Origin of the sequence: Pseudomonas sp. MIL9 (genome assembly GCF_016887925.1) — a bacterium.
Taxonomy (GTDB): Bacteria; Pseudomonadota; Gammaproteobacteria; order Pseudomonadales; family Pseudomonadaceae; genus Aquipseudomonas; species Aquipseudomonas mohnii.
In genome coordinates this window covers 169,558-181,795 of the sequence record NZ_JAFEHE010000023.1, presented here as the reverse complement: position 1 = coordinate 181,795, position 12,238 = coordinate 169,558, and the positions used below count along the sequence as shown (strand labels likewise).

The window sequence follows — 12,238 nt, the reverse complement described above, 5'->3', positions numbered from 1 at the left end:
GCGTTATCGTTAGCGACCATCGCGAGCAGGCTCGCTCCTACAGTATCCTGTGCCGCAAACTCACAGGTACCTCCAAGCCCATGTTCTTCCTCATCGCCTACATCAGCAGCGTCGTGCTGATCAACTACGCCTTTTCCACCGCGCCGCACCTGGACATCATCTGGTCGGCCTGGGGCGGTCTGGTGTTCGTATTGCGCGACATGGTGCAAACCCGTTTCGGTCATGGTGCCATCGCAGCCATGCTGGCGGCGCTGGTGCTGTCCTATATCACTTCCGATCCGTCCATTGCCCTGGCCAGCGCCACGGCGTTCGCGGTTTCCGAGTGCATTGACTGGCTGGTGTTCAGCGTCACCAAGCGTCCGCTGCATGATCGCCTGTGGATAAGTTCGGCCCTGAGCATTCCCCTCGATACCTTCATTTTCTTCGGCATGATCGGTGCGTTGACCCCGGGTGTGATCCTCACCGCCCTGGGCTCGAAGTTCGCCGGTGTGACCGCCGTGTGGCTGATCATGGCCTGGCGCCTGCGCAAACAGACTGTCGTCAGCTGAAGCCAAACCCTGCGGTTCATGTAAAATGCCGCGCTTTCTCCCCATGGATCGCGCGTATTGCGCCGTATCCTCGATGATCCGCTCCTTTGAGGACCTTCAGATGACCCGTATCGGAACTCCATTGTCGCCGACTGCGACCCGCGTATTGATGTGTGGCTGTGGCGAGTTGGGCAAGGAAGTGGTGATCGAGCTGCAACGCCTGGGCGTTGAAGTGATTGCCGTGGACCGGTACGCCAACGCACCGGCCATGCAGGTGGCGCACCGCAGCCACGTGATCAACATGCTCGATGGCGCCGCCCTGCGTGCCGTGATCGAAGCCGAGAAGCCGCACTTCATCGTGCCGGAAATCGAAGCCATCGCCACCGCGACCCTGGTCGAGCTGGAGTCCGAAGGTTTCACCGTGATCCCGACCGCACGCGCTGCGCAGTTGACCATGAACCGCGAAGGCATCCGTCGTCTGGCCGCCGAAGAGCTGGACCTGCCGACCTCGCCGTACCACTTCGCCGACACCTTCGAGGATTACAGCAAGGCGGTCGAAGACCTCGGTTTCCCCTGTGTGGTCAAGCCGGTGATGAGCTCGTCGGGCAAAGGCCAGAGCCTGCTGCGCAGCGCCGATGACGTCAAAACAGCCTGGGACTACGCGCAAGAAGGCGGCCGTGCCGGCAAAGGCCGGGTGATCATCGAAGGCTTCATCGATTTCGACTACGAAATCACCCTGCTGACCGTGCGCCATGTGGGCGGCACCACATTCTGCGCGCCGGTCGGCCATCGTCAGGAAAAGGGCGACTACCAGGAATCCTGGCAGCCACAAGCCATGAGCCCGATTGCCCTGGCCGAGTCCGAGCGCGTGGCCAAAGCGGTGACCGAAGCCTTGGGTGGTCGTGGTCTGTTTGGCGTCGAGCTGTTCATCAAGGGTGATCAGGTGTGGTTCAGCGAAGTGTCGCCGCGCCCGCATGACACCGGCCTGGTGACCCTGATTTCCCAGGATCTGTCGCAGTTCGCCCTGCATGCCCGCGCGATTCTGGGCCTGCCGATCCCGTTGATCCGCCAGTTCGGGCCTTCCGCATCGGCGGTGATTCTGGTGGAAGGGCAGTCGACCCAGACCGCTTTCGGCAATCTGGGTGCCGCGCTGAGCGAGCCGGATACCGCGCTGCGTCTGTTCGGCAAGCCTGAAGTCAACGGCCAGCGCCGCATGGGTGTGGCCCTGGCGCGCGACGAGTCGATCGAAGCCGCCCGCGCCAAGGCGACCCGTGCCTCGCAAGCGGTGGTCGTAGAGTTGTAAAAGCCGCTCTGGCGGGCCTATACCTGCTATGGGCTCGCCACAATTTACTGTGGGAGCGAGCCTGCTCGCGAAAGCGATGTTCGCACCAACATCGATGTTGAGCGTGAAGGCGCTTTCGCGAGCAGGCTCGCTCCCACAAGGATTTTGCTTAATTGCCGAGTGTTCGATTGCGCAAGTCTTTTCATTAAAGCTCCAGGCCGTTACCCATGAATTCGCAAAGCATCATCGTCCCGAAAATCTCCACACTGCCGGTGCACGAGCCCCGGGCACGGGCGATCGTGCGTTGGCTGGTGCGCAAGAACATCGTCAAGGAAGAACTGACCACCTGCGGCCGCACTGGCAATCGCATGGCGCACGCCATTGGCGACGGCGCCCGAGCAGTGGTCCTGCATCCGGAGGCCTTGCCGTTCGGCGAGCCGGTCAACGGCCTGGAGATCGTCACCAAGCGCTGCATCTATACGCCGGCCAAGGGCTTCCTTGAGGAAGCGGGCTGCGCCGAGTGCCGCAAGGAGATTGGCGAAGCGCTGTTCGAAAGCCTCGAAGACTGGATGCCCGGGCGCACCGATAACTTCACCTGCCCGGAATGCGGGCACGAAGACGACATCAACGGTTTTCTGTTTTTGCAGGAGTGCGGTTTTTCCAACCTGGGTTTCATCTTCAACAATTGGGCGGAAGCCGGGTTCAAACAGAGCTTTCTCGACGAATTCGCCGATTGGCTGGATCAGCCGGTGAGTTGGGTCAAAGTCGAGTTGTAGGCGGCAATTATTCCCGTATATCAGCAATACCGATAATAGACAGAGTTTTACATTGAACCCGAAGGGGTGTCTGACTATAATGGCGCGCTTCCATTTTCCCGCTCGGGAGCCCCCGCGATGCTGCGTATCAGCCAAGAAGCTCTGACATTCGACGACATTCTCCTAGTGCCTGGTTATTCCGAGGTGCTTCCTAACGAAGTCAGTCTCAAGACCCGCCTTACCCGTGGCATCGAGCTGAATATCCCACTGGTTTCCGCTGCCATGGACACCGTCACTGAAGCCCGTCTGGCAATTGCCATGGCTCAGGAAGGTGGTATCGGCATCATCCACAAGAACATGACCATCGAGCAGCAAGCTGCCGAAGTCCGCAAGGTCAAGCGTTACGAAGCCGGTGTGGTCAAGGACCCGATCACCATCGACGCCGACGCTACCGTGCGCGAGCTGTTCGAATTGACCCGCATGAACAACATCTCCGGCGTTCCGGTGCTGCACAATGGCGACCTGGTCGGCATCGTCACTTCCCGTGACGTGCGTTTCGAGAACCGTCTGGAAGCCACCGTCCGTGATGTGATGACGCCTAAAGAGCGTCTGGTCACGGTCAAGGAAGGCGCCAACAAGAACGACGTCCGCGAGCTGCTGCACAAGCACCGCATCGAACGCGTTCTGATCGTCGACGACAAATTCGCCCTCAAAGGCATGATGACTGTCAACGACATCGAAAAAGCCAAGGCTTACCCGCTGGCCAGCAAGGACGATCAAGGTCGTCTGCGCGTTGGCGCCGCCGTCGGCACCGGTAAAGACACCGGTGATCGCGTCGCGGCCCTGGTCAGCGCCGGCGTTGACGTGGTGGTGGTCGACACTGCCCACGGTCACTCCAAAGGCGTGATCGACCGCGTTCGCTGGGTCAAGCAGAACTTCCCTGAAGTGCAGGTCATCGGCGGCAACATCGCCACCGGCGCTGCCGCCAAGGCCCTGGCCGAAGCCGGCGCTGACGCCGTCAAGGTCGGTATCGGCCCTGGCTCGATCTGCACCACCCGGATCGTCGCCGGTGTCGGCGTCCCGCAAATCAGTGCCATCGCCAACGTTGCCGCTGCCCTTGAAGGCACTGGCGTTCCGTTGATCGCCGACGGCGGCATCCGTTTCTCCGGTGACCTGTCCAAGGCCATCGTCGCCGGTGCTTCCTGCGTGATGATGGGCTCGATGTTCGCCGGTACCGAAGAAGCGCCGGGCGAGATCGAACTGTTCCAGGGCCGTTCGTACAAGGCTTATCGCGGCATGGGTTCGCTGGGCGCCATGTCCCAGGCACAGGGTTCCTCCGACCGTTACTTCCAGGACTCCTCGGCAGGCGCCGAGAAGCTGGTTCCGGAAGGCATCGAAGGGCGTGTGCCGTACAAAGGCACCCTGAGCGCGATCATCCATCAACTGATGGGCGGCCTGCGTTCTTCCATGGGCTACACCGGTAGCGCCAACATCGAAGAAATGCGCACCAAGCCTGAATTCGTGCGGATCACCGGCGCTGGCATGGCCGAGTCCCACGTTCACGACGTGCAGATCACCAAAGAAGCGCCAAACTACCGCGTAGGTTGAGCCTTCAAGCAAAAAGTTAACGACCGGGGCTGTTTTATTCAGCCCCGAGTTGTTTCTGAATCACGACTGTTTCTGAATGACTTAGACGAGACTGAATCATGGCCCTCGATATTCACGCTCACCGCATCCTGATCCTCGACTTCGGTTCCCAATACACCCAGCTGATCGCCCGTCGCGTTCGCGAAATCGGTGTGTACTGCGAACTGCATCCGTTCGACATGGACGAGGAAGCGATTCGCGAATTCGCTCCGAAAGGCGTCATCCTCGCCGGTGGCCCCGAGTCCGTGCACGAAGCCAACAGCCCTCGCTGCCCGCAAGCGGTCTTTGACCTGGGCGTACCGGTCTTCGGTATCTGCTACGGCATGCAGACCATGGCCGAGCAACTGGGCGGCAAGGTAGAAGGTTCCGAGCTGCGTGAGTTCGGTTATGCCCGCGTAGACGTAGTCGGCAAGAGCCGCCTGCTCGACGGCATCGAAGACCACATCGACGCCGACGGCCTGTTCGGCCTCGACGTGTGGATGAGCCACGGTGACAAGGTCACCAGGATGCCGGAAGACTTCCACATCCTGGCCAGCACCCCGAGCTGCCCGATCGCCGGCATGTTCAGCGACGCGCGTCGCTACTACGGCGTGCAGTTCCACCCGGAAGTGACCCACACCAAGCAGGGCGGTCGCATCCTGTCGCGCTTCATCCTCGACATCTGCGAGTGCGAAGCCCTGTGGACCCCGTCGAAGATCGCTGAAGACGCCATCGCCCAGGTACGTGCCCAGGTCGGCACCGACAACGTGCTGCTCGGCCTGTCCGGCGGTGTGGATTCGTCGGTGGTTGCCGCGCTGCTGCACAAGGCCATTGGCGACCAGCTGACCTGCGTGTTCGTCGACAACGGTTTGCTGCGCCTGCACGAAGGCGAGCAAGTGATGGCCATGTTCGCCGAGAACATGGGCGTCAAGGTGATCCGCGCCAACGCTGAAGACCAGTTCCTCAACAACCTGGCTGGCGAAAGCGATCCAGAGAAGAAGCGCAAGATCATCGGCCGCACCTTCATCGACGTGTTCGATGCCGAATCCTGCAAGCTGGACAACATCAAGTACCTGGCCCAGGGCACCATCTACCCGGACGTGATCGAGTCGGCTGGCGCCAAGAGCGGCAAGGCCCACGTGATCAAGTCGCACCACAACGTGGGTGGCCTGCCGGAAGAAATGAACCTCAAGCTGGTTGAACCCCTGCGCGAGCTGTTCAAGGACGAAGTCCGTCGTCTGGGCCTGGAACTCGGCCTGCCGTACGACATGGTCTACCGTCACCCGTTCCCGGGCCCGGGCCTGGGCGTGCGGATCCTCGGTGAAGTGAAGAAGGAATACGCCGACCTGCTGCGTCGCGCCGACCACATCTTCATCGAAGAACTGCGCAAGGCCGACTGGTATCACAAGGTCAGCCAGGCATTCGTGGTGTTCCAACCGGTGAAATCGGTTGGCGTGGTCGGTGACGGCCGTCGTTACGCCTGGGTCGTGGCCCTGCGTGCCGTGGAAACCATCGACTTCATGACCGCGCGTTGGGCACACCTGCCTTACGAACTGCTGGAAACCGTCAGCGGCCGCATCATCAATGAAATCGAAGGCATCTCCCGCGTCACCTACGACGTGTCGAGCAAGCCGCCAGCGACCATTGAGTGGGAATGATCGTATTTGAGCCCGTAAACCCAGGCTCAAAACGATAGCGACAAAGGAAGCCCCCGATCGTGAGACCGGGGGCTTCTTGCGTTTCAGGGGATGCGCACCAGCCTCAAGTTAATGCGCTCAAGCGCCTCGCGAAGTTCTCCCAGCGTGGCAAAACGCTTGTTGCTAAGGCTGCCCCAATTAGGGCGGTTGACGTACAGGCCTTTCGCGTCCTTCTCGTTGGGCGTGACGACCAACTTGAGGTCTCTGCTGCGGTGAATCAGCACGGTTTGGCTACCGACCTTGTCAATGGTAAGCATCCCTGGTTCAGTCAGTGCGGCTTCCATCTTCGCTCGCCTGACTCTTGCGGGTGGCAGTTCGACCTGCAGGCGCAAGTCGTTTTTTACGAATTCCGGCCTCATGTCTTCGAGGCTTTCGCCGGCTCTTCCCGGATCGGGTTCGATATCACCCTTCAGGCCGGGTTTGGCGCTTTCGACACGAAGCCCGATACCGCCTTCCAGTTCGCTGAGGCCGGGAACCCCTTCCCAATTGTTGGCGTGGCTTTCGCCGACAAACGCTATCCAGTTGTGCGCTCCCCTGAGGGATTGGTCGGCATCGATGACGGTTTTGGCAAAGTAATTCATCATCTCCTGCCGGTAGTTGCGGCTTACCTCCATCATCCCCGCGGACCGATAGCTGGCGGCACAATCAATCGCCTGGACACGGATGTGGTTCTTTTGCGCGGCCTTGACCACTTCCAGGAAGGTAAACTCGCCGGCTGGGTCGGTGTCATGGCCCTGATCAAGGATTTTGAGGTAGGACTCCAGATCTTCCGAGAGATCGCCACCCCGGTTGAATATGTCCAGGTCCGCCTGATGGAAGTCGGTGAGCAAGTGTTCCATGTACAAGGTCTTGATCCTTTGTTTACTGAGCACCTCCATGTTTTCGATCAGAAATTGCTTGCTGCCGATACTGGAGTGGTTTTCGCCGATCACCAGGCCTCGTGTTTCCTTGTAGAGTGATTTGATAATGTTCTTTGTCTGTATGTTCCCCCCCGGGCCCAGAAGGGGAATGTCGGGCCTGGGCGGCAGGTGCGGGTTCATGTAGAAAGCCCGGGCATCCCGGTACAGACGATGTCGCAAGTTTTTGAACTGTTTGAGCGAGCCTTCAGGATCGGTGATGTTTTCAAAAACATCCTGCAGGTGTCTGCCTCTCAGTTCGCCATTGGCCACGGGCTTGAGTGCCTGGTGCAATTCGGGCGGTACATCGTAAGGGGTGGGCACACTGTCCATGTCGGGTAACCGTCCTGCGGAACGTCCCCAAGGCAGTTTGTCGAGAATCTTCCCTCCACCGTACAGGCCGGGACGGGTGAGGGGTTCCCATCGACCCTCGGCATTCAAGCGAACCGGCAGGCTGCGGTGAAACGAGAACTCGTTGGCGGGATCGATGACGACCCAGGTCTTCATCTCGTTGACGTAGCGGACCCGGTAGTAGTCGTCCTCGATCTTGATGTAGTTACCGCCGGTGGAGGGCTGATAGATGTTTCGGTAACGGCCTTCAGTGCTGACCACGTCCAGACCATCAAGCAGTTCATTGGTCCGGAAGGGGGCCAGCGGATTCTCGCCTTCCAGCCTATAGGTTCGACCCGGGGCGGCCACGGTGATTCTGGGCGTTGCGCCCGTCGGGTGCTCCACCCCGGCGGCGAGATTTTCCTGGGGCGTGAACGTTTCCCTGGCTTCCTGGACCTGCGCCACTTCGGCGGTGCCCCCGAGTGACAGCAGGTTGAACAGCGTGTCGATGGAGCTGAATATCGCGCTGAGAACCCCGGTCTTGCGCTCCGTGGCATTCATGCCGTTGACGGCCTGGGATATGCCAAGACCGATGTCGGCGATCCCGGCACCGACAGCCGCCAGGGCGACCGGCCAGCCCGCGACGGCCATGGACCCAAAGAGACGGGTAAAGACGCTCAGGTAGCCGATCCACATTTTTTCCCGCAAGTCGCCGTTGGAGCGCAGTGACAGCTCCGCATCGCTGAACATGCGCTCGATGGTCGAATCACGAATCCAGGTGAAGGCGTCAATTGTCAGGTCCGGAGCATCCTGATCGAACAGGCTGCTGTCGTATTTGCCCCAGGTGACATACAGCAGATCAATGATGTGGTTCAGGCCGACGTTGTCTTCATCCTGCTGTTGGGCGGACAGCGGGAAGTGGGCCATGAAGCGGCTGCGGTTGTCGGCGTGGTTGTTCTGGCACAGCAACCACCAGTGCAAGTCATGGGGCGTCTCGAACACGTGGAAGGCATTCAGCTCGCCGGGGGTATAGAGAATCTGACGCCCGTTTTTATCGATGATGCGCAGGATGTCGGTTGCCCGATAATTGCCGATGTACAAGGGGGCGACCCGCAGGCCTTCGATGGCGGGGGCTTCAGCCTTGAGCATGTCCAGGCTAATGGGCCAGGAAATGTTCCCGGCCACGGCCTTGAGCACGGTCTTGAGGTTTTCATTGCTCAAGCGCTCGCCCTGATGTTCTTCCACCGCCTTCGAAATGAAATTGAGCTTGGCGAGCGTGCGGTAATTGTCTGAGTGACTGGCCCAGAAGTCGGACATTTTTTTCCAGTAACGATCATGGAAGTTAATGCGCCACAGATCCTTGATGACCTGGCTGGGGTACATCTTCACTTCGTTGGTTTCGTTATAGATCCGGGCCTGCGCGCCTTCATTGTAGAAGCCGCCGTCACTGTCCAGCAGGTCGGCGTTGTCCTGATCCCGGGCGTGGAAGCGCTGAACCACCAGCTGCGGCAGCGTCAGTGACTCGATGGGCGTGGGGTAGTGTTCCCAGAGCAGGAAGGCTTTGCTGCTGGTGACGGACGTGTTGTCGAAACGGTGCCACCACACTCGATCCGGATCGATGTGCTGTATTCCGTATTTGTCCAGGATGCCTTGGGCCTCTGCGTGGGACATGTCGTGCATGTCGGGGCAGGCCTCTACGAACGGGATCACCAGATCCTTGAGGGCGCGCAGATCGGCCGGGTTGGGCAGGAGCGATGAGTTGCCTGTGTCAGATGAATGCATTCTCTGTCCTTGAGAAGTGGAGGGGTAAGAGGTCGGCACTATGTGACGCAGGCGAGATTGGATCTGTAGGGCTTTGAGTGAATGTCAGGTCGTTTTAATGGATAGATGCTGTAAGAAAAGTATGGAACGCACGCTGAAATCAGGGCTCAACGCGGCGCGCGACACATTTGCGACCCCATAGGGGAGCGAGCAAGCTCGCTCCCACAAGGTTTCCGGTGTTTTTCAGTGGGGCGGGAAGCCCTTGAAAGACTTACAGCGGCAAGCGACCTTCGAGGTGCATGCCCATGCGGCTGAGCCCCCACGACAGCTCTTCGATGCTGGCATAGGGCACCTGATGCACCTCGGTCCAGGCGGGGCGATTGATCAGGTAGTTGCCGTCGGCCGTGCGCTCGACCAGTGTCCGGGTCACCTGGCCGTCTCTGCTGCGATGGATCAGCGTCCAGTTTCCGTTCGACTTTTCAAAGGTGAACATGCCTTGCCTGAACAGCATCCGGCTCAGTTCCTCCGGCGTTCTTTCGAGCAAGGGCAGTGGCATCTGCAAGCTCAGGTCTGCGTGCAAGGTGTCGACATTGCCGTCGATGGATTCGGGTTGTGTGGCAAAGCCGCGACCTACCTCCCTTCCTCGATCCGTTTCAATCAGCGGCCCCTCTTCCGGCAGCACCTCTTCGATGCGCAAACCAATGCCGCCCTGCATTTCGCTGATGCCAGCCATGCCGCGAAAGGTGTTGATGTTTTCCTGATCCGTCAGCACCACCCATTTGCCCGCGCCGTTCAGCGCTTTATCGGCCTGCATGAGGGTGTGGGTGAGGTAGGTCTTGATGGCTTGCTCGTGCATGTCGGGCAGTGATGAACCGGGGAAGCGGTAACTGGCCAGGCAGTCGGTTGCCTGAATACGAATGCCATGTTGTTGAGCCGCCTTGACCACTTCGAGCGGGGTGAAGCGCCCGGAAGGGTCGCTGGTCAGCTTTTCCAGATACGCCTCGAGATCACTGGGCATTGACCCGGTCTTGAAGAATTGATCGAGCTCTACCTGGTTGAAATCGTTGAGCAGGCGGTGGAAATAGATCGTCTTGATTTCCTGTTGGGCCAGGGTCGGCATGTTCTCGATGAGAAACCGCATGCTGGCAATGCGGTCCTGGCTTTCGCCAATGACCAGGCCAGGCGCTGCATTGAATATCTTCGGAATCAGTTCGGCGGTAGTGGTTGAGGGTGTCACGGCGGGCAGCTCAGGGCGCGGCGGTAATGAGGCAGTGAATCCGTTGCGAGCGAAGAACAGGCGTGCATCCTGTGACAGCTTGGCGCGTGACGCTGCGATGTACTCTTCGTAAGTGGTCACCCCGCGAAAACTTCCGTCTGGCTGACGGACCAGTTTGATATGGGTTTCTCTTTCGCCCAGCGCAAGCTGTCTGAGACGGAACCGGTTAACGACATCGTATTCCGTGGAAGGGCCGCGCAGGATGGCCTGTGATGGCGCTTGAACAGAAGCGGACGTAGAAGCGGGCTCGGGCTCGGGCACAGGTGCAGGCGCAGGCGCTCGTGACGATCCCGGATGCCGGTTGCCGCCGCCCTTGAGTCCGGCTCGGGGTGTCAGCTCCCACTCGCCTTGGGCATTGAGGCGCACAGGCAGAGATCCCGAAAACGCGTTTGGATTTTCCGGATCAATGATCGCCCAGGTACCGCCGCCGTTGAGGTCGGCTTCGTAACGTACGTAATAGGCGGCCTCATTGAGCATGATCGCGGTGGAGGGGTTGGAATCGAGTCGATAAATGCCCTGGAATTGTCCGGACTCACTCATCGGCGTACGACCTTCGAGCAGCTCATTGGCTTGCCAATGCTCGGGAATTTCGATGGGTTGCGACGTTTCAGGCAAGGATGAATCCAGTTCAACGGGCCGTTCGGCGGGCCAGCCCACGGGCTTCGTGTCCTCGGCAACCAACGCCTCTTTCAGCTCATCGAGGTTTTCCGGAACGATTTCCTCCAGCGATCCCGGCCCCTTGAGGAGCAGGAGGTTGAACAGCAAATCGATACCGCCCAGCACGGCGCCAAGAACGCCGGCCTTGCGCTCCACAGCGGTTTTTCCGTTGACCGCCTGATCGATGTTCAAACCCATGCTGGCGATACTGGCACCCACCAGCGGCAGGGCTATCGGCCAACCGACCACTGCCATGGGCCCGAATATTTTCAAACCGGCGCTGAGGTAACCGATCCACAGTTTCTTGCGCAGATCGCCATTGGACGTCAGCGAGAGTTCAGCTTCGGCGAACATCGCGTCCTTGCTCGAATCGCGCAGCCAGCTGAAGGCATCGTCGCTGATGATCCGGTTTTCTTTGTTGATCAGGTGATGGTCGTATTTGCCCCAGGTGCTGACCAGCCTGTTCATGAGATCGGTGATGTTCTCGGCGATGGTCTGGCGATCGGCCAGGGAAAAATGGGTCATGAACGTCTGGCGCGCGGCTTCCTCGTTCATTTCCTGCAGTATCCAGTAATGCATGTCCGTCGCGGTTTCCAGCACCTTGAAGGCGACGGTGTCGCCGGGCAGGTAGACAATCTGGCGGCCGTTGGGCGCGACAAAACGAAGGAGGCTGGTGGCGACGTGACCGTCGACGTCCAGGGTCCTGACGTTGCCGGCACAAGGATGTTGTGCTTGCAGCATCGACAGATTCACCGGCCAGGTGATCGGACCGATCACGGCCTGGGTGACGAATTGAAAGTCGTCGTCGCTCAGCTGGCGCTTGTCCCGGGCCTTCACCGCCTGGATGAGGAAATTGCACTTGGCCAGGGTGCGGAAGTCCGCGGCAGATGTGTCCCAGAAGGTGGTCAGGCGCTCGCGGTACATCGAACTGAAATCGATGCTCCAGAAGGCCTTGAGCACCTCGTTGCCGTGCAGGCGCACTTCGTTGCTTTCATTGAAGGTCCCGGCGTTCGGGCCGGCGGTGTAGAAGCCGGCATAGACATCCAGCAAGTCGGCGTTGTCCTGATCGCTGGCGCGAAAGCGGTGGATGACCAGCTGCGTCAGGGTCATGGAGGACGTCGGCGTGGCGTGGACGTGCTCCCAGCCGATAAAGGCTTTCGAACTGCTTTGGGCGGCGTCGAAACGGTGGAAGTACACCTGGTCCGGGTCAAGACCGGCGATGCCGGATTTTTTCAGCAGGTTGCTGGCGACTTCATGGGCCGTGTCCTGCAGGCTGGGGCACGTCCGGATGATCCGGATGGCGATGGCCTGGAGCGCCGCTTCATCGGCGGCATTGGGCAGTGGGTGTGTTTCGTTGGTGTTCATGCACTCTCATTCCTTGAGACAACGGCAGTGCAGGATGAGCCGTTAATACAAGGCATGTGCACTACA

Annotated in this window: 7 protein-coding genes; 5 read left to right on the top strand and 2 right to left on the bottom strand. The window is 59.7% G+C overall.

Annotated elements, in window-relative coordinates; translation table 11 throughout:
• Positions 1 to 80 precede the first annotated feature (80 nt).
• From JQF37_RS23550 to guaA, 5 genes are all read left to right on the top strand, one after another.
• Positions 81 to 548 carry a preQ0 transporter gene (locus tag JQF37_RS23550; protein WP_130207496.1) on the top strand — a complete coding sequence of 156 codons (468 nt, stop codon included), beginning with the start codon at positions 81 to 83 and terminating at the stop codon, positions 546 to 548.
• 100 nt (positions 549 to 648) lie between these two features.
• Complete coding sequence (gene purT, locus JQF37_RS23545; protein ID WP_130207497.1) at positions 649 to 1,830, top strand: formate-dependent phosphoribosylglycinamide formyltransferase; 1,182 nt, start codon at positions 649 to 651, stop codon at positions 1,828 to 1,830.
• A 206-nt stretch (positions 1,831 to 2,036) separates the two neighbouring features.
• Positions 2,037 to 2,585 carry a sugar ABC transporter ATPase gene (locus tag JQF37_RS23540; RefSeq protein WP_075946645.1) on the top strand — a complete coding sequence of 183 codons (549 nt, stop codon included), beginning with the start codon at positions 2,037 to 2,039 and terminating at the stop codon, positions 2,583 to 2,585.
• A 117-nt stretch (positions 2,586 to 2,702) separates the two neighbouring features.
• Positions 2,703 to 4,172, top strand: a complete 1,470-nt coding sequence (gene guaB, locus JQF37_RS23535; RefSeq protein ID WP_130207499.1) for an IMP dehydrogenase — start codon at positions 2,703 to 2,705, stop codon at positions 4,170 to 4,172.
• 98 nt (positions 4,173 to 4,270) lie between these two features.
• Complete coding sequence (gene guaA / locus JQF37_RS23530; protein WP_130207501.1) at positions 4,271 to 5,848, top strand: glutamine-hydrolyzing GMP synthase; 1,578 nt, start codon at positions 4,271 to 4,273, stop codon at positions 5,846 to 5,848.
• Between the two features lie 83 nt (positions 5,849 to 5,931).
• On the opposite strand, the gene JQF37_RS23525 is transcribed toward guaA, so the two are convergent.
• Positions 5,932 to 8,895 carry a membrane-targeted effector domain-containing toxin gene (locus JQF37_RS23525; RefSeq protein WP_130207503.1) on the bottom strand — a complete coding sequence of 988 codons (2,964 nt, stop codon included), beginning with the start codon at positions 8,893 to 8,895 and terminating at the stop codon, positions 5,932 to 5,934.
• A gap of 250 nt (positions 8,896 to 9,145) precedes the next feature.
• A complete protein-coding gene (locus JQF37_RS23520) occupies positions 9,146 to 12,172 on the bottom strand; it encodes a membrane-targeted effector domain-containing toxin (RefSeq protein ID WP_204149770.1) in 3,027 nt (1,008 codons plus the stop codon).
• Between the last annotated feature and the right edge of the window lie 66 nt (positions 12,173 to 12,238).

What these genes read in the sequence shown, in the direction of transcription:
- guaA (WP_130207501.1), top strand. Translation starts at nt 4,271, where the DNA reads ATGGCCCTCGATATTCACGCTCACCGCATCCTGATCCTCGACTTCGGT.
- JQF37_RS23550 (WP_130207496.1), top strand. Translation starts at nt 81, where the DNA reads ATGTTCTTCCTCATCGCCTACATCAGCAGCGTCGTGCTGATCAACTAC.
- guaB (WP_130207499.1), top strand. Translation starts at nt 2,703, where the DNA reads ATGCTGCGTATCAGCCAAGAAGCTCTGACATTCGACGACATTCTCCTA.
- purT (WP_130207497.1), top strand. Translation starts at nt 649, where the DNA reads ATGACCCGTATCGGAACTCCATTGTCGCCGACTGCGACCCGCGTATTG.
- JQF37_RS23540 (WP_075946645.1), top strand. Translation starts at nt 2,037, where the DNA reads ATGAATTCGCAAAGCATCATCGTCCCGAAAATCTCCACACTGCCGGTG.
- JQF37_RS23520 (WP_204149770.1), bottom strand. Translation starts at nt 12,172, where the DNA reads ATGAACACCAACGAAACACACCCACTGCCCAATGCCGCCGATGAAGCG.
- JQF37_RS23525 (WP_130207503.1), bottom strand. Translation starts at nt 8,895, where the DNA reads ATGCATTCATCTGACACAGGCAACTCATCGCTCCTGCCCAACCCGGCC.